The 18441-nt window shown below is 70.6% G+C and carries 13 protein-coding genes; 6 read left to right on the top strand and 7 right to left on the bottom strand.

The window, feature by feature from the left end:
• Positions 1-3: 3 nt before the first annotated feature.
• The 5 genes from C6376_RS30015 to C6376_RS30035 all read right to left on the bottom strand — a co-directional run bounded on the left by C6376_RS30015 (position 4) and on the right by C6376_RS30035 (position 6509).
• Entirely contained in the window at positions 4-900 is an 897-nt protein-coding gene (locus C6376_RS30015) for a carbohydrate ABC transporter permease (RefSeq protein WP_107446284.1), read from the bottom strand.
• Positions 897-1862: a carbohydrate ABC transporter permease gene (locus tag C6376_RS30020; RefSeq protein ID WP_107446285.1), complete on the bottom strand. Its 966-nt coding sequence runs from the start codon at positions 1860-1862 to the stop codon at positions 897-899. The genes C6376_RS30015 and C6376_RS30020 overlap by 4 nt, the downstream gene beginning before the upstream one ends.
• A 20-nt stretch (positions 1863-1882) precedes the next feature.
• Complete coding sequence (locus C6376_RS30025) at positions 1883-3148, bottom strand: ABC transporter substrate-binding protein (RefSeq protein ID WP_173985761.1); 1266 nt, start codon at positions 3146-3148, stop codon at positions 1883-1885.
• Positions 3149-3855: 707 nt separating this feature from the next.
• Complete coding sequence (locus C6376_RS30030) at positions 3856-5109, bottom strand: ROK family transcriptional regulator (protein WP_107446286.1); 1254 nt, start codon at positions 5107-5109, stop codon at positions 3856-3858.
• A gap of 155 nt (positions 5110-5264) precedes the next feature.
• Positions 5265-6509 (bottom strand): FAD-binding protein, encoded by a 1245-nt coding sequence (locus C6376_RS30035; RefSeq protein ID WP_107446287.1) that lies wholly within the window; start codon positions 6507-6509, stop codon positions 5265-5267.
• Positions 6510-6658: 149 nt separating this feature from the next.
• On the opposite strand from C6376_RS30035, the gene C6376_RS30040 reads away from it, so the two are divergent.
• A complete protein-coding gene (locus C6376_RS30040; RefSeq protein ID WP_107446288.1) occupies positions 6659-7978 on the top strand; it encodes a radical SAM protein in 1320 nt (439 codons plus the stop codon).
• 247 nt (positions 7979-8225) lie between these two features.
• Complete coding sequence (locus C6376_RS30045; protein WP_107446289.1) at positions 8226-9710, top strand: cellulose-binding domain-containing protein; 1485 nt, start codon at positions 8226-8228, stop codon at positions 9708-9710.
• Between the two features lie 844 nt (positions 9711-10554).
• On the opposite strand, the gene C6376_RS30060 is transcribed toward C6376_RS30045, so the two are convergent.
• On the bottom strand, positions 10555-11937 hold the full coding sequence (locus C6376_RS30060) for an MFS transporter (protein WP_107446290.1): 1383 nt from the start codon (positions 11935-11937) through the stop codon (positions 10555-10557).
• Positions 11934-12701, bottom strand: a complete 768-nt coding sequence (locus C6376_RS30065) for an SDR family oxidoreductase (RefSeq protein ID WP_107446291.1) — start codon at positions 12699-12701, stop codon at positions 11934-11936. The genes C6376_RS30060 and C6376_RS30065 overlap by 4 nt, the downstream gene beginning before the upstream one ends.
• A 56-nt stretch (positions 12702-12757) precedes the next feature.
• On the opposite strand from C6376_RS30065, the gene C6376_RS30070 reads away from it, so the two are divergent.
• The 4 genes from C6376_RS30070 (at position 12758) to C6376_RS30085 (ending at position 18287) form a co-directional block, all read left to right on the top strand.
• Positions 12758-13750: a helix-turn-helix transcriptional regulator gene (locus tag C6376_RS30070; protein WP_107446292.1), complete on the top strand. Its 993-nt coding sequence runs from the start codon at positions 12758-12760 to the stop codon at positions 13748-13750.
• Between the two features lie 810 nt (positions 13751-14560).
• Positions 14561-15688: a ribosome small subunit-dependent GTPase A gene (rsgA, locus tag C6376_RS30075; protein WP_107446293.1), complete on the top strand. Its 1128-nt coding sequence runs from the start codon at positions 14561-14563 to the stop codon at positions 15686-15688.
• Positions 15689-16056: 368 nt separating this feature from the next.
• Positions 16057-17469, top strand: coding sequence for a DNA-3-methyladenine glycosylase 2 family protein (locus C6376_RS30080; protein ID WP_107446294.1), 1413 nt, complete (start codon positions 16057-16059; stop codon positions 17467-17469).
• A gap of 296 nt (positions 17470-17765) precedes the next feature.
• Positions 17766-18287 (top strand): methylated-DNA--[protein]-cysteine S-methyltransferase, encoded by a 522-nt coding sequence (locus C6376_RS30085; protein ID WP_107446295.1) that lies wholly within the window; start codon positions 17766-17768, stop codon positions 18285-18287.
• Positions 18288-18441 lie beyond the last annotated feature (154 nt).

Raw genomic sequence — 18441 nt, forward strand, 5'->3', positions numbered from 1 at the left:
AGGTCAGCCCTTGATGCCGGTCTGTGCGATCCCCTGGACCAGCCAGCGCTGGAGGAAGAGGAACACGAACACCAGGGGCAGGATGGAAAAGGCGGTGGCCATGAAGATCAGATGGAAGACGACGGTCTGGTTGGTCATGTAGTTGGAGAGCGCGACCTGGACCGTCCACGACCCCGGGTCCTGGCCGATGACCAGCGGCCACAGGAAGGAGTTCCAGCCGTTGATGAAGGTGATGGTCGCCATCGCCGCGAAGAAGTTCAGTGAGTTGGGCACCACGATGCGCCAGTACGCGCCCCAGTAGCCCAGTCCGTCCACGCGCGCCGCTTCCTCCAGTTCCTTGGGGAACCCCAGGAAGTACTGCCGGAACAGGAAGCAGGTGAAACCACTGAACAGGCCCGGGATGATCAGTCCTCGGTAGGTGTCCACCCAGCCGAGCGACGACACCAGGACGAAGCTCGGGACGAAGGTGACCGCCGTCGGGACCATCAGGGTGCCCAGGACGGCGTAGAAGACCTTGTTGGCGTGCCGGTACGGGATGCGGGCGAGTCCGTAGCCGGCGAGCGAGCACACCAGCAGGACGCCGACGGTGTGCAGGGTGGCCACCACCGCCGAGTTCCACAGCGACTGGGCGAACGGAACCGTCTCGTCCGTGAACAGTTCCTTGACGTTGCCCCACTGGATGTCAGTGGGGAAGAACTTCCAGTTCTCACCGGTGATGTCGGTGTCCGTGGACAGGGCGTTGCGGACGAGCAGGTAGAAGGGGACCAGGAAGAAGAAGCCGGCGATCCCGGTGGCGACGTAGAGACCGGTGGAGCTCATCACGCCGCCGCCGCGCCCGCCTCGGCTGGGCTTGGGTGACGGCGGTGCGGACTTGCTCACCTCGGGCGTCGTGGTGGTCACTTGGACTCGTCCCCCCTTCCGAAGCCCATGAACTTGCCCTGGAGCAGGGTCACGGCGCAGATCAGCACGGTCAGGATGACCGCACCGGCGCTGCCGGCGCCGTAGTCCTGGCTCTCGCCGAGGGCCTTGTAGTACAGCTCGACCAGCGGCGGACGGCCCCACGTGGTCTTCGACAGCAGGTTGAAGAACTCGTCGAACGCCTGGTAGGCGGCGATGAGCAGCAGCAGGATCACCGCGGTGGAGGTGGCGCGCAGCTGGGGCAGGGTGATGTGGCGGAAGGTCTGCCAGCCCGGCTTGGCGCCGTCGATGGCAGCCGCCTCGTACAGCTCGCCCGGGATGTTCTGCAGCGCGGCCAGGAAGAGGATCATGTAGAAGCCGGACTGCAGCCACAGCCGCGCCGTGACGATGACGAGCCAGTACCAGGGCGGGTTGGGGTCCACCAGCCAGGCGATGTTGTCGATGCCGAACCAGGCGAGGACCGTGTTCATGAGGCCGAAGCGGACCCCGCTGAAGATCGACATCTTCCAGATGAGCGCGGCGGCGACGTAACTGCACGCGGTCGGCAGGAAGAACACCGAACGGAAGAACGCCCGCATGAAGCGGAGCCGGTTCACCAGCAGGGCCAGGCTCAGCGACAGCGCCCACGTGGTGGGCACGATGAACGCGGCGAAGACGGTGAAGGTGACGAGGGAGCCGACGAAGTCGTCGTTCGTCAGCATGTACGTGTAGTTCTCGAAGCCGATGAACTTGTCCGGCGTGACGGTGAAGCGGGCCTCGAAGAAGCTGAGCCAGATGCTCCACAGGATCGGCGCGTAGACGAAGATCGCCAGACCGATGAGGAACGGCCCCGTGAAGAGCCAGAAGTTGAACGTGGGGCTGCCCCGCAGACCCCGCCGCGGCTTGGCCGGTGAGGCCTTCGCCGGGGCGGGGTGCGCGAGGTCGCGCGTCGTGGTCGTCGACATGTCGAGGTCCGTCCCGCGGCCTATCCGAACAGCTTCTTGAGCTCGCGGTTGACGGCCGCGTCGGCCTTGTCCAGCGCGGCCTCCGGGTCCATGTCCTTGCGGACGGAGTTGGCGAAGACGTCCTCGAGCGAGGTGATCATGGCCTGGGTCCAGCCGATGTTGTCGAAGTGCCCGAACTCGTTGAAGAGCCTGACGCCCTCGGCGGCGTTGCCCGACTTGAGCTTGGTGGCGGACTGCGCGATCGACGTGCGCGGCGGGATGTGGAAGCCGTAGGAGGTGGCCCAGTCCTCCTGGTACTGCTTCTGGTCGATCCACAGCCACTTGACGTATTCCTTGGCCGCGTCGACGTTCTTGCCCTTGGCGTTCACGAACATCGACCAGCCGCCGTTGTAGACGGACTGCTTGCCGGAGTCGACGGTCTTCGGGAAGGGGAAGACGCCCCAGTCGTCGCCGAGCGCCTTCTGGATGCCCGGCATCGCCCACATGCCGCAGAACTGGATGGCGCACAGGCCCTGGTTGAGCGACGAGGGGTCCCAGGACGCGGTCGGCGCGCCGAGCAGAAGGTGGCCGCTGGTGAACAGCTTGCGCATTTTCTTGATGCCCTCGATGACGCCCGGGGTGTGGTAGGCGATCTCGTTCTTCTCGTTCAGGGTGTCGGCGCCGGCCGACCAGATCATCGGGTTGATGACGCTGTGCAGGTCGTCGCCCATGTACAGGCCCTTGACCTTGCCCGTGGTGAGCTTGGCGGCGGCCTCCATCAGTTCGTCGAGCGTGGTCGGCACCTGGACCTTCGCCTTCTCCAGCATCGACTTGCGGTAGAAGAAGAACTGCGGGTCGTCGATCATGCGGACGCCGTATATCTTCCCGTCGACCGTGTGCGACTTGATGTCGGCCGGGTTGAAGTCGCTCTTGACCGGATCGATGATGTCGGTCAGATCCGCCACCTGACCGCTCTTGATCATCTGGATCTGCGGGTGGAACTCGAAGAGGTCGGGCGCGTTCTTGGTGAGCAGGGTGGCGAACAGCTTGCTCTCGAAGTCGGCGCTGGTGATCCACTGGGTGGTCACGTTGGCCTTGTCGTAGGCCTTCGCGTACTTCTTGATGGCCTGCTCGGTGCCCGGCTCGCCGTACGCGTGGAAGTACTGCGTCAGGTCGACGCCCGAACCGGCCCCGCCGCTGCGGCCGTTGTTGCCTCCGCAGGCCGCGAGGCTGCCGGCGGCGGCCATCCCCGCGGCGGCCCGGAAGAGGGACCTGCGGGACCAGTTGCTGTTGCTCAGTGCCGACATGGTGACGTCCTTGTCTCGGAGTACGGCTGGGGCTCTTCGCTCGGCGCAGGTAGCTCAATTCCTGTCGCGGAGCCGGACGTTAACCTTCGGCTAAGGCTTCGGCAAGGGGTTGGACGAAGTCTGTTCGAAGCGTTGTGATCGGTTCGGGATCGCGAACGGCGGTGACGCCGGGGTGGATCGAAAGCGCTTGCGCAAGTGCGTGGAAAGCGCTTGCGAAACGGGTGTCGTGGGTGTCGGGAAGGAAGGTGAGGGCCGCCGGTGTCAGGGCCGGCGGCCCTCGGTCTCAGGGGATGTCCGGGCGGCGCCCGTCGCGCCGTCCGGACGGCGTCGGCGACGCCGCCGAGGGGGCGGGGGATCGCCCGCGCACCCGTCGGCCGTCGGCAGGCGTGTGCGCGCCGACCGGAACACGTCGGCGGACGCGGGAGCCCGTGGCGTCGGAACCTCGGCACGTCGGCGCACGCCTCGCCGCCGCCTTGGCGGCCCGGGCGCCTGACCAGGCATCGGCCCGGGCGCCTGACCAGGCATCGGCCCGGGCGCTGGAGCAGGCACCGGCCCGGGCGCCGGTTCGGTGACCGCGTGGATCCGGAGGAGCGGTGCTCGCGGTACTTGCGGTGCTTGCCGTCAGGACTGGGTCCCTTTCCTCGTCGTGCGGGCCGTGCGGGCGGGTTTGTGGCGGCCGTGCGGGCGGTGCGGCGTGCGGGTCCGGCTCAGGGGGCCGGTGCGATGCGGCTCCTCACGCGGGCCGGCGCGGTCCGCTTGACGCTCCGCTGTCCGACCGACTGCAGCGCCCCTTCGAGCGCGAACGTCGCGGCGCCCAGACAGGCCGGGTCGCTGGGGATGGGGGACAGGACGATCCTGCTGGCGGCCAGTGGGCGCTGCAGCGCATGCCGGGCGACGGCCTCGCGCACCTCCTGAAGGAGGGGCTCACCGAGTCGGGCGGCCACCCAACTGCTCAGCACGACCACCTCGGGATTGACGAGGTTGACCAGGTTGGCGATGCCGGCGCCGAGGTAACGGGCCGTCTCCCGCACCGCCTCGACGGCTTCGGGGTCGTGCGCGGCGATCCCGGCGGCCAGGGCGTCGATGGTGGCGGTCTGGTCCTCGGGGTGCAGCAGCGGGCTGTGCGGGCTGAGGTCACGCAGGTTCTGCATGATGCCGGGCGCGCCGACATACGTCTCCACGCAGCCGTGGTTGCCGCAGCGGCACGGCCGGCCGTCGAGCACGAGGGTCGTGTGCCCCCACTCGCCGGCGCTGTTGCTGACCCCGCGGTGCAGCCCGCCGCCCAGCACCAGACCGGCGCCCACGCCGGTCCCCAGGTTGACCACCACGGCGTTGGCGTGTCCGCGCGCCGCCCCGAACCACAGCTCGGCGACCGCGCCCGCGCGCAGCGGGTTGTCCAGGTACAGCGGATACGCGATGTGCTCGGAGAGCAGATCGAGCAACGGTACGTCGTGCCAGTCCCAGTTGGGCGCGTACGCGGAGACGCCGGTGGCCCGGTCCACCTGTCCCGGCACGCTCACTCCGACGCCGAGCACCCGGGCGGCCTCGACCCCTGCCTGCGCGACCACCGAGCCCGCGGCGGCGGCGACGTGGCCGACCACCTGCTCGGGGCGGCTCTCGCCGGGCCGCATGTCCTCCGCGGCGCGGGCGAGCACGTTCAGGGCCAGGTCGAAGAGTTCGACATGGACGTAGGTCTCCGCGATGTCCACGCCGATCAACGCGCCCCCCGACGCGTTGACGGCCACGAGGCCCCGGGGGCGGCCGCCCGCCGAATCCTCGAACCCGACCTCCGTGATCATGCGGAGGTCGAGCAGCTCGCCGACGAGCGTGGCGACGGTGGCGAGCGACAGGCCGGTGGCCGCCGCGAGCTCCTGCCGGGAGGTGGGCGAGGCGGCGATGATCTGACGCAGCACCTCGTAGCGGTTCGCGGTGCGGATGTCACGTGACGTGCCGCGCTTCATGGAGCGTGCCCCCTCATCCCTTCCGCCCTTCCCGTCCCTTCCGGGCCGGCCCGCCCGGCGACGGCACCGGCGCCGCGCCAGGCTATGGGGTGCCACCGCGTTCGACAAGGGGTTAGGAAAGGGGCTTTATAAAGTCGGCCGGTAACGGCGTGACATCAGTTTCCCAGGACGTCCCGCACGAAGTCGTTGGCGAACTTCCCGGCCGGATCCAGCGCACGTGCCAGAGCCGTGAAATCGTCCATCCGGGGATAGCGTCCGCGCACCGTCGCGGCGGGTGTCTCGAACACCTTGCCCCAGTGGGGTCGCGGACCGAACGGCTCGAGCGCCGCCTCCACGGCGCGCACGGCGGGCAGCACGGACGCCGTGTCCTCGATCCAGGTGAAGTGGACGGCAACGGTGTCCCGTCCGTAGGAGGGGCTCAGCCACTGCTCGTCGGCGGCCACCGTCCGCACTTCGCAGATCTGCAGGACGGGGGAGACCGTCTGCCGGATCCCGTCGAGTGCCCGCAGCGCCGCGACGGCGTGCCGGCGCGGCAGCAGGTACTCGCTCTGCAGCTCGTTCCCGCTGCTCGGGGTGAACTCCGCCCTGAAGTGCGGCAGCCGCTCGTGCCAGGGACCCGGCACGCCGAGCTGCTCGGTGCAGTTGATGGCCGGCATCCCCGGTACCGGATGCAGTGCCTGCACGGCCGGGGCGGCCCACGGGAAGTCGGCGAGCGGTGCGTCCGTGCGCCGCTTCAGCCACACCTGCCGGAAACCGGGCGCGTCCCAGTCGGTGAACAGGCTCACGCTGTAAGCCGCCCCGGCCACGGTGTCGAAGTCCAGTCCCTCCAGGGGGAGTTCGGTGAAAAGATGCTGTTCGACCCGGAATGCGGGCTCCAGGTCCAGGACCAGTGCGGTCACCACGCCGAGGGCGCCGAGAGAGGTGACGGCCCCGCCGAACCGTTCGTCGCCGCGCTCGAGGACGACGGTCGAGCCGTCCGCGGTGACGATCTCCACCTCCCGTACCGACGAGGCGAGCGAGCCGTTGCCGACGCCCGAGCCGTGTGTGCCGGTCGCCACCGACCCGGCGACCGAGATGTGCGGCAGGGAGGCCATGTTCGCCAGCGCGAGCCCGTGCTCGTGGACGCGGCGCGCCAGCTCGGCGTACCGGACCCCGCCCCCGACCCGCACGGTCCGTGCCGCCGTGTCCACCTCGACCTCGCCGGTCAGGGCGCCCAGCGACAGCAGCACCCCCTCGCCGCCCGGCTCGGCGATCCGGTTGAACGAGTGACCGCTGCCCAGCACCCGCACCCGTCCGGCGGCCGCCACCAGCGACCTGAGCGCGTCGAGCGAGTGCGGACGGTGCAGCTCCTTGGCGGCGAAGGTGATGTTGCCGGCCCAGTTCGTAACGGTTTCGGTCATACGACTTTCGCCCCTTCGAGGAGATCGAGAACCCGGGAATCCCCAGGTGGAACCTACCCTGCCCGCAACACGAGGCCCCCCGCCCCCACCTCCGCGCGGGCCGGGGCATACCGTGAGGAGTCGTACGCCCGAGCCGGGAGGAGAGTCGGATGGGCAGCCGTACCGCGCTGGTCGAGGATCTGATGGAGCGGTTTCCGCATGTTCCGCGGGAGGCCGTTTTCAAGGAGGACCTGCTGCGCGGAGGCGTGGCCTTCGACCCCTCGGCGCTCAGCGACAACGAGGCGGGTGAGGTCAAGCCGAAGTCCTACTTCATCTTCTCCTTCGACCACAGCACCCTGCCCGAGCTGGGCGAGGCCGCGCTGCGTCGCCCGCCGGAGGAGATCGTTCTCACCGGAGGCCCGTACGACCTGCGGCGCACGGTCGTCTCGGTCCGGGTGAACCCGTCCTCGCCGTACCGCGTCGCCGCGGACGACGAGGGGCTGCTCGGGCTCTACCTCGACGGCGGCCGCATCGCCGACGTGGGGGTGCCGCCGATGCCGGAGTACTACCGGCACAAGCTCTCCAACGGGAAGTCCGTCATGGAGGTCGCGCCCACCATCCAGTGGGGCTATCTCATCTATCTGACCGTTTTCCGGGTGTGTCAGTACTTCGGCGCCAAGGAGGAGTGCCAGTACTGCGACATCAACCACAACTGGCGCCAGCACAAGGCGGCCGGCCGGCCCTACACGGGCGTCAAGGACGTCGACGAGGTCCTCGAGGCGCTGGAGATCATCGACCGCTACGACACCCAGAAGGCCTCCACCGCCTACACGCTCACCGGCGGCGCCATCACCAAGACCGTCGGCGGGCGCGACGAGGCCGACTTCTACGGCCGCTACGCCAAGGCCATCGAGGAGCGCTTCCCGGGCCGCTGGATCGGCAAGGTCGTCGCCCAGGCGCTGCCCCGTGACGACGTGCAGCGCTTCAAGGACCACGGGGTGCAGATCTACCACCCCAACTACGAGGTGTGGGACCGGCGTCTGTTCGAGCTGTACTGCCCGGGCAAGGAACGCTACGTCGGCCGCGACGAGTGGCACCGGCGGATCCTCGACTCGGCGGACGTCTTCGGCGCGCGCAACGTCATCCCCAACTTCGTCGCGGGGGTCGAGATGGCCGAGCCGTTCGGCTTCACGACCGTCGACGAGGCCATCGCCTCCACGACCGAGGGGCTGCGCTTCTTCATGTCGCACGGCATCACGCCCCGCTTCACCACCTGGTGCCCGGAGCCCACCACCCCGCTCGGCAAGGCCAACCCGCAGGGCGCGCCGCTGGAGTACCACATCCGGTTGCTGCAGGCCTACCGCGCCGCCATGGACGAGTTCGGGCTCTCCTCGCCGCCCGGCTACGGCCCGCCGGGTCCCGGCCGCGCGGTGTTCTCGGTGAGTTCCTTCATGGACAGTCTTCCGGCCCAGGACGCGGCGACCGTATAGTCCCGGCAGCCGAGGGAAAAATCTTGCCATCGGCGTTGAACGCAGGGCGGTGCGCGTCCGTACCACTGACCGGAGTGACGGGCGCGGCCGCCTTTTTCTTCCCTGTCCTGCTGTCTTTACATGACATCTGAACAGGGCGCTTGTCAGTTGTGTCGGTAACGTGAAAAGCTCTGCCCCTGCCGCGAGGTTCCCCCCAACTCCATTGCCGTCATGGTGAGTTGACCTTGCTTGTGGATGCAGGAGACCCATGCCCGACCTGCCGACCCCGAAGGACGCCGCTGAGGCCGCGCTGTTCTCCGAGTGCTGGGACGCCGTCCTGTCGTACGCGGATCTGTGCACGTCCGGCTCGACCACGGCGAACCAACTGGCCCGTGAGGCGTTCGCACTCGGCATACGCGAGGCCCACGCCGTCGAGTCCGGCACCGCGCGAGGCGGCGGCCGCCGCTCGTCCCGGCTGCCCAGGATCCCTCTGCTGCTGACCGCCGTACGCGCCACGGCGGCCGCCTGGGAGGCCCAGGGGCAGGGCCACAAACTCGACCCCGACCTGCGCCTGTGGCTCAACTCCGACAAGGCCGCACGATACGTCGGGCCGCCGCTGAGCCGTCCCATCGCCCTGCGCGGCCTGCGCGACATGCAGGAACCGGACGCCGCGCTGCTGTGGCTGGCGGAGGTGGAGGCGCTGCCGCTGCAGGCCGTCGTCCGCCGCCACGGCCTGGACCAGTCCGCCGCGGTGGAGGAGCTGAACGAGGTCCGCGGTCTGTTTCGAGACCGCTGTCACCGCAATCATCTCGACACCCCGATGGACGCGGAGTGCCGCAGCTACGTCCGGCTCCTGGACGCCGTCACCCGCTCACCCGCCGCCGACACGCCCCCCGACCTCTCCCGGCACCTCGCCACCTGCGTGGAGTGCGCGGAGGCCGCGGCCTGTCTGCGGCTGCACGGCGGGGGACTGCCCGCCGCCCTCGCCCAGGGCGTGATCGGCTGGGGCGGTCTCGCCTACCTGGAACGCCGCCGCCGCGCCGCCGAAGTGCGCCTCGGCGGCGGCAGCCCCGCCGCGCCGGACCCCGAGGGCGCGGCCGCTCGGGCCGCCGCGAACAAGGCGCGGGTGCGGCGCAACGGACTTCTCGTCACCGCCGTCCTCGTCTCCGGACTCGCGCTCGCCGTGTCGATGATGCCCGGCGACAGCGGCGGCGACAGCCTCGCCAAGGCAGGCCCCACGGACAGCAGCCCGGTGGCCGGTCCGGGTGCGCGCGTACCGTCCGACGCACCCGCCAGCTCCGCCGCGCCGTCCTCGACCGCCCCGAAGCGCTCGGCCGGCGGCTCGCCGACGAAGGGGACGGCAGACCACGCCAAGCCCGACCCCGAGCCGCAGGGCACCTCCTCGGCCACCGCCGGAGCCGGGGACGGCACCGAGGACGCGGCCTGCGAGGTCCAGTACGACCTGGTCAACCAGTGGCCGGACGGCTTCCAGGCCACCGTCACCGTCACCACCGCCCATGCTCTCGACGCCTGGCAGGTGGCCTGGTCCTTCCGCGACGGTCAGCGGGTCGACCAGATGTGGGACGCGAGCCTCGCCCAGGACGGCTCCCGGGTCAGCGCCACAGCGGCCGACTACAACCGGACCGTTGCGGCGAACGGCACCCTCACCTTCGGGTTCCTCGCCTCGTGGCAGGGCAAGAACACCGCCCCGTACGCGTTCACCCTCAACGGACAGGCGTGCACGGGGAAGTGAGCGCAGGGGCCGGGGCGCACGCACCGGCCGCGCACGGCCGCGGTGAGCGCGCCGGCCATGAGGCGGCCGTGGCAGGGTGGTTGCGGGGCGGCTTCGACGAGGCGGCCGCGGCAGGGTGGTTGCGGGTCGCAGCCTCCGAAGCCACCCCGTGACGGACAGGTCGTACGCCCCGCCCACCGGTGGCCGTTGCGGCAGCGCCCTTCGCAACTGCGGGCACACCTCCGCGGCGTCACCGATCGTGACGGTCTCGCGGCGCTCAAGGAACAGCACGCGGCCACCGGCCACCCGGGATCCAACGACCGCGGGATGACCGTCTTCCTCTGTTCCCGGTGCGGCACCGCGATCACGCCGGAGCCGGCCGAGCCTGCCGCCGTCCCGGACGTCTCCGACGACGAGCGAGACCGCGACAAGGAGACACGCAGGGCACCTTCCACTGTTCCGCGGGGCCGCCACGCGATCGATCCCGAGCCCTGGGGATCTCCCTACGTCGTGCAGGACGACCAGGAGGCCCCGAAGCCGGCTCACTCGCGCGGAGCTGTGGTCTGCCGTGAAGAGGGCTTCGTCATTTCCGCCGGCAGCCGACACACGGTGCTGGTGCACCCTGATGACGCCGACGGCCTTCGACTGCTGCCCGACTGGGAGAACAGCAGTGGGTGCTGCGGACCGGCAGGCGACGAGGGACTCGACCGGGCCTGCCCCTGCGGCGCTCCGGTCGCGACCCTCGCGGCCGACTGTCTCGGGGCCCTTCGCACTGCACCTCGACTCCGTCCGGACCTACGCGTTCTGCGAGCAAGACCGCAAGACGTACGCGGACGACGTGCACGACACGCCCGACGGAATCCGGCTACCCCAACTTCTTCGCGACTGCATTCCGTGACGAACGACGGCTCGCAGGCGGACCTGCCGCCGAGCCTGGCGGGTCGTCATCCCCACGCCCACGACGAGTCGGACGACGGCGAGGCCGAGCGACGGAGGCGCCGTACGAGGCCTGATCACTTCCACCGGCACCATGGGTGAGGCCGCGGTCGTCCGCATTCGCGGCACGGGTCCTGGCCGGGCTTTCCCGAAACTCGTGCAGCGCCCGCAGGTGGCGGGCCAGGGCGAGTGCGGCGAGCAGCGCGACGAGCAGGCACACGCCCCACCAGCCGGCCCGGCCCCAGACGTGTGTTCCGAGCCAGGAACCTGTGCTGCCGCCCAGGTAGGCGCAGGTCATGTAGGCGGTGTTGAGCCTGCTGCGGGCGTCGGCGCGCAGAGCGTAGACGCGGACTTGATTGGCGACCATGCCGCACTGCATCGCGGCGTCGAGGAGCAGCGTGCCGAGCGTCAGGGAGGTCAGGCCCAGCACGCCACCCCGGGCACCGATGGTGAGGATCGCGGCCGAGACGAGGACGCCGAGCATGCAGACCAGGTTCACCGGATCGGGGCCGTAGCGGTCCACCAGACAACCGGCGAGCGGGGTGCAGACCATGGTCGCTGCTCCGACCAGGGCGATCATTCCTACCGCCTGGGCACCCAGCCCGTAGGCCGGACCGGCGAGCAGGAGCGCCAGGCAGGTCCAGACCGCGGAGAACCCGGCGAAGACGGTTGCCTGGTAGAAGCACGAGCGGCGCAGGTCTGGCTCGGTGCGCAGCAGGCGCAGCGGCCCGGCCAGGAGCGCCGTGTACCGCCGACGGGAGGACGGGGTTGTGGTCGGCACCGCGAACGCCAAGACGGTGGCGAGGAGCAGGGCCAGGACCGCGGCGATCAGGTAGGGAGCCCGCCAGCCCAGCCACTCACCGAGTGTGCCGCTGAAGGTCCGGGCCAGCAGCATGCCGCCGGTCGATCCGCTCAGCAGGGTGCCGATCACCGCTCCTTGGCGGTCGGCGGACACGAGACCGGCTGCCAGGGGGCCGACGATCTGCGCGCCCACGGTGGTCAGGCCGACAAGGGTGCTGGCGGCAACGAGGGCCGGCAGAGCCGGTGCGCTACCCGCTGCGAGCAGTGCCAGGCCGGTCAGGGCGAGGAGGACGACGAGGAACGAGCGGTGCGGGAGCCGGTCACCGAGCGGCACCAGCAGGACCATTCCGGCCGTGTAGCCGGCCTGTGTGGCGGTCACCACCGCGGCAGCCGAATCGGGTGACACATGCAACCCGGCGGCGACCAATGGACCGATGGCCTGCGGAAAGTAGATGTTGCCCACCGCCACGGCGCATGTGACGGCCAGGATCAGGACCATCCGGCGGCTCATCCTTCACTCCCCGGCCCGCCCGCTCCGTGGACGACCTGGCCGGAGACTGACCCCGCCCCGAAACGTACGAGGAAGGAAGGGGTATGTGCGATGTCGTCGGGCAGGCCCACCCGGCCGACCGGGACGGGCTGCTCCGCCGTGTGCCGCGACCCCTCGAAGCTCAGGCCGAACCGCCGGGCCGAGGCCCCGGTCATCTCGCTCACGACGGATCCCGGCGCGCCGGCGTCCGCAGTCACGCCATGCGGCCCGAGCCGGAGAGCAAGGGATCCGGTGATGAGTTGGATCGAACCCGCCTTCGCGCCGGCGCAGCCGGCATCACCGACCTCGGAGATGCCAGACATGTTGACGAAGGGTCCCCATCCGGCCGCCACCCCGTGCGGGCAGACGGCACGGGCGGCGAAGAAAGGGCCGCTGGGGTTGATCCCCACGACCGTGTCGCACTGCTGTGTGGTCGTGTCCACAAGGTCGGTGCGGGGTCCGATACCGGCGCTGTCGGCCAATGTCGTCGCAGGCCCGAACGCGGCGGCGATCCGGGCGACGGCCGCAGTGACCGCGGCCTCGTCGGCGGCATCGGCGGCGAGGGCCAGCGCCGCGCCGTCGGCACTTGTGAGGGCCTGAACGGTATCGGCGCAGTCCGTCTCGTCCAGATCGACCACGCCGACGCCCAAGCCGTCGCCCGCCAGGCGCCAGGCCACAGCGGCACCGACACCGCGGGCAGCGCCGGTGACAACCGCCGTCCGCTGCACATGAGTTGTGGATGTCATGGGAGGAAGTCCACGGCATCGACGCCGTGTCGCCAATCGATGTAGCGTATGGCTCAATGATCAGCTTCGTGCTCGGCGTCGAGGACCTCGCGGACACCCGCTTCGCCCTCTCACCCCTGCACGAAACCCTGTTCAGCCTGCGGGTGCTCCAGGATCCGGGCCTGTCCGCGCTGCACCTTCCCTGGCGCAGGTCCGTACTCGGCAGACTCGGCACGCTCGACACCGGTCTGCTGATGTCCCTGGTCGCCCCGCGGCGTACCCTCCCCGACTTCCTGACCCCGAATCCCACGAGCTTCGCGCCGGCCTTCGAAGCAGAACTCGCCGTCGTCCGTCAGGCGTCCTGCGCTCGGGTCCGCCACGACCTGCTGCTTGCGCACGCACCCGCCCCTGTTCCCGAAGCGCTCCGCGACGCCACCGCCGCCGAAGACGCACCGGTCGCCAGACTCCGCGACGCCATCTGCGATCTCCTTTGGCGGTACTGGGAGTTGGCCGTCGAGCCGGTGTGGCCGCAGATGCGACTGGTGCTGGAAGCCGACATGACCTACCGCGCCCGTCAGCTCGCCCTGGGGGGCGCCCGACTGCTGTTCGCCGACATGCACCCGAACCTGCGCTGGCAAGGCGGAGAGCTGCACATCCACAAGATGATCAGCAGGCACCGGGTCGCGGCATCCGGCCGGGGACTGCTGCTCCTGCCGTCGGTGTTCGCACACAAGCCCGCGCCTCCCGTCAGCCCGGACGAGCCACCGAGCCTCGTCTATCCCAGCCGGGGAGCAGCCACGCTGTGGGGCTCGGAGATGCCGGCCGTCGACACAACCGCCCTGGTGTCCCTGCTCGGTTCACCCCGAGCGAGACTGATCAGCCTCCTGGAAGAGCCGCTGCCCACCGTGGAACTCGCCCGCCGTCTCGGAGTCACCCCAAGCGCGGTCTCCCAGCACCTGCGTGTCCTGCACTCCACAGGACTGGTCACCCGCTCGCGTGACGGACGGCATGTGCTGTACCGGAGAAGCGCACTCGGTGACCGACTCACGAGCGCCGCCACCGGACCGTGAACCCACGACAGCTGAGGTTCAGCAGTCCGCCTGTGCCCGATCCCGCCCGCCCGGCCGGGTGAACATCGACCCCACCAAGCCGCTGACCGGATCCGCACCTGTCCGCCGACCCGCCCGGTCGGCAAGCGACGGCGAGCTCGAGCGGTCAGCGCATCCCATGAACCCGTGCGGTCCGGGGGTTCGCCGCGGCCTGGATCCGGTCAGATCCGATGGTGATCGACGACAGGGTTCGACGACCGACAGGGCCGTTCCTCCGTACGCAAAGGGTCCACGAGTGGCGAACCTGGTCTGCGAGCGGGCGGGCGGGCGTGGACCCGCCGAAGCAATGTTTCGTTCTCGTTCGCCGATCTGTACGGGCTCTCGCCGATCAGCAGCGAGTGCGACAGTCCCTACGGATGGGCGGGCATCGTCCGCCAGCACTTGGACGCCTGTGGCTTGACCGTACCCGCCGAGTCGGAGGCGGAGACGCCGAGTACGCCGATGCCCGGTCCGGCAGGCCGGCCGCCGCGCTTCGCCGGTGACGTCCTCGGCCCTCATTTCGCACACGGAGTGACCTGTGCGCGTACGTCGCCGTAATTCGGTGGCGGCGCGGCCTGACCCTCCCTAGTGTCGGTGCTGTTCGAGCGGTGACCGGAGGTCGCCGCGGGTGACCTGGCTCAGTTCGGGAGGTGTGACCGATGGCTGTCGTCGAGAAGGGCGCTGCCCGCATCCGGAAGTTCATTCAGTCCACCTTCGTGGTCTCCGGCTGACCTCACTTTTCTCCCGCGCCAGCGGGCGCGGTGCCGGGGCCGCCTTGTGAAGGGTCACCCCTTGTCTTTCTCTTCTTCTTCTTCGGTTTCGTCGCACCCCCTCGCCCTCTACGGCTGGGACGAGGGCTGGGAAACCGAGTTCGCTCCCTACGCCGAGCAGGGTCTCCTGCCCGGCCGCGTCGTGCGGGTCGACCGTGGCCTGTGTGACGTCGTCACCCCGTTCGGCGTCGTGCGCGCCGACACCGAGTTCGTCGTCCCTCACGACCCGATGAAGGTCGTCTGCACGGGGGACTGGGCCGCGGTCGATCCCGCGGGCAGGGATCCGCGGTACGTACGGACGCTGCTCCCGCGCCGTACCGCCTTCGTGCGCTCCACCTCCTCCAAGCGGTCCGAGGGGCAGATCCTCGCCGCCAACGTCGACCACGCCGTCGTCGCGATGTCGCTCGCCGTCGAGCTCGACCTCGGCCGGATCGAACGGTTCCTGGCGCTGGCCTGGGAGTCCGGCGCCCAGCCCGTCGTGGTGCTCACCAAGTCCGACCTGGTGCCCGACCCGGTCGCGCTGTCCCACCTCGTCGAGGACGTCGTGGCCGGTGCTCCCGGAGTGCCCGTGTTCACCGTCTGCGCCCGCGACGGCGAGGGCGTCGAGGAACTGGCCGACGTTCTGGGACGAGGCACCTCCGTGCTGCTCGGGGCGTCCGGCGCGGGCAAGTCGACGCTCGCGAACGCCCTGGTGGGGGCCGACGTGATGGGCGTCCAGGCCATTCGCGACCAGGACGGCAAGGGGCGCCACACCACCACGACCCGCAATCTGCTGCCGCTGCCCGGCGGGGGCGTCCTCATCGACACGCCCGGTCTGCGCGGCGTCGGCCTCTTCGACGCCGGCGCCGGGGTCGGACGGGTCTTCTCGGAGATCGAGGAGTTCGCACGGGGCTGCCGGTTCCACGACTGCGCGCACGAGTCCGAGCCGCGGTGCGCGGTGCGAGCGGCCGTCGACGAGGGGGAACTGTCCCAGCGGCGGCTGGACAGTTACCGCAAACTCGTCCGTGAGAACCAGTGGATCGTCGCCAAGTCCGACGCCCGCCTGCGCGCCGACGTCCGCCAGGACTGGAAGCGCAGGCAGGCCGAGGGCCGAGCGGCCGCGGAGGCCAAGCGCGGCCGCGGCCCGTGGCGACCGGCTCCTCCGCGGTGACGCCGGGACGTCGCGTCGGACGTCGGCCGTCAGGCACCGGAGGTCGGACGTCGGGACGCCGACGGTCGGACATCCGGCGGCGGCGTCGGCCGGGCGGTAGGGGTCCGCCCCTGAGGATGGTGGCTTCGGGCCGGGTGATGTCCTGCGGTATGGCGTGCGGGCGGCGGCCGGACGCCGGACGTGGGGCGGCGCCGACGGGGTTTCCGGTGGCGGTAACAGGGTGCCGTTTTGTTACGAGACACTTCTCCGTGTCGGCCGACCGGTCGGCCGGCCGACCGGTGGCTGTTTCGGTTTCCCTGTCTTCGTCCTTCAGCGTCACGTCCGATTTCCGCCAGCAGGGGCGCCGACAGGGGCGAAGACTGGGACTCATGACGGACCAAGAAAACCGTTACGAGGCGGTTCGCAGCAGGGACGCCAGGTTCGACGGCGAGTTCTTCTTCGCCGTCGAGACCACCGGCATCTACTGCCGCCCCAGCTGCCCCGCCGTGACGCCGAAACGCCGTAACGTGCGTTTCTTCGCGACGGCGGCCGCCGCGCAGGGCGCCGGGTTCCGGGCCTGCCGGCGGTGCCGGCCGGACGCCGTCCCGGGTTCGGCGGACTGGAACGCGCGTGCCGACGTGGTCGGCCGGGCCATGCGGCTGATCGGTGACGGCGTCGTCGACCGGGAGGGCGTGAGCGGGCTCGCCGTACGGCTCGGCTACAGCGCACGTCAGATCCAGCGACAGCTCACCGCCGAACTGGGCGCGGGACCGGTCGCCCTCGCTCGGGCACAGCGCTCGCACACCGCGCGGGTCCTGCTGCAGACGACCGGCCTGCCGGTCACCGAGATCGCCTTCGCGGCCGGCTTCGCCAGTGTGCGCCAGTTCAACGACACCGTCCGCGCCGTGTACGCGTCCACTCCGACCGAACTGCGGGCTGCGGGGCGCCCGACCGGTCGCGCCGCCACCCCGTCCGCCGCCACCCCGTTCGCCGGGATTCCGCTGCGGCTCGCCCACCGTGGCCCCTACCACTGTGCCGCCGTGTTCGATCTGCTGCACCGGCAGGCGGTGGCCGGAGTGGAGGAGGTGAGCGGGCCGACCGGCCGTCGCACCTACCGCCGCACGCTGCGGCTGCCGTACGGCACCGGCATCGCCGCCGTCAGCGAAGGAGCGGGCGGGTGTGCGGGACGCCAGAGCCGGGCACCGGCCCTGCACCCCGGGGGCTGGCTCGACGCCCGGCTGCACCTCACGGATCCCCGCGATCTCACCACCGCCGTCCAGCGGCTGCGGCGGCTCTTCGATCTGGACGCCGACCCCTACGCCGTCGACGAGCGGCTGGGCGCGGACGCACGGCTCGCCCCGTCGGTCACCGCGCGGCCGGGGCTGCGCGCGCCAGGGGCGGCCGACCCGGAGGAGTACGCGATACGGGCGCTCGTGGGACGAGCGGAGTCCGAAAGGCTCGTACGCGCTTACGGCAAGGTTCTCGACTCACCCTGCGGGTCCCTCACCCGCCTCTTTCCCGAGCCGGGCGTCTTGGCGGAGGCCGAGCCCGAGGGCCCTGTGGGCCCGCTCGCCGCAGCTCTCGCCGACGGCGGCGTACGACTGGACGCCGGCGCCGACCGGGACGACGCCCAGGAGGCGCTGCTGGCCCTGCCCGGCCTGGACGTCGGAACTGTCGCGGAGATCCGTGCCCGTGCCCTCGGCGATCCTGACGTGGCTCCACCCGGCCTGGACGCGCCGGACACCTGGCGGCCCTGGCGCACGTACGCCGCGCACCACCTGCGCACCGCGGAGGAACGATGACCGAACCGGCTGCCATGAGCGGGGCGACCGACCCCACCGACCCCATTGCCCCCATCTGTCTGACTCACCCGACAGCACCGACGGATCCGAGCGAGCCGGTCGTCTCGACCGAACTGACACACCCGCCGGAGCCGATGTACCCGATGGAGCCGACCCATCCGATGAACTCGTCACCTTCGAGGCCTCCGACGCCATCCGGACGCCCCACGGAAACCACGGAAACCATGGAAAACGAAGAAAGAGAAGAAAACGAAGAAAATGCAGCTACCGCCCAAAATGCAGGTACCGCAGAAACCATGCGACCGGCAGGCCCGACGGCGAACGGTCCGACCTACTGGGCGCACGTGGAGAGCCCGCTCGGTCCGCTGCTGCTCACCGCGGACACCGACGGAGCGCTGACGAGCCTCTCCCTGCCCGGACAGAAGGGTGGCCGAACCGTCCAGCAGGACTGGCGGCACGATCGCGGGCCCTTCCGCTCCGTCGAGGAACAGCTTGCCGCCTACTTTGCCGCCGACCTGCGGGAGTTCCGGCTGCCGCTGCGCAGTGCGGGCACCGCGTTCCGCGAGCGGGTGTGGGCCGCCCTCGACTCCGTCCCGTACGGCGCGACCACGACGTACGGCGAGGTCGCCGCCCGACTCGGCGTGTCGCGGATGGCCGTACGCGCCGTCGGAGGAGCCGTCGGGGCGAATCCGCTGCTCATCGTGCGCCCCTGCCACCGGGTCATCGGTGCCGACGGCTCCCTGACCGGGTACGCCGCAGGACTGGACCGCAAGGTGCGCCTGCTGACGCTGGAGGGCTCGCTCCGGGCGCAGCGCTGACCGGCTGCCCGTGACCTGCCGGGTCGGCGCCGCCGAGGCCGTCCGTGCCGCGCCGGCCGTGTCGGCGACGCGCGGATGCGCCCACCGTGCTGTCCGCAAGGGCTGCGGGGACGTCGAGGCGCGAGGCCGTCGAGGCGCGAGGCGCCGTCGGGGC

The sequence above is a fragment of the Streptomyces sp. P3 genome (genome assembly GCF_003032475.1).
Lineage (GTDB): Bacteria > Actinomycetota > Actinomycetes > Streptomycetales > Streptomycetaceae > Streptomyces.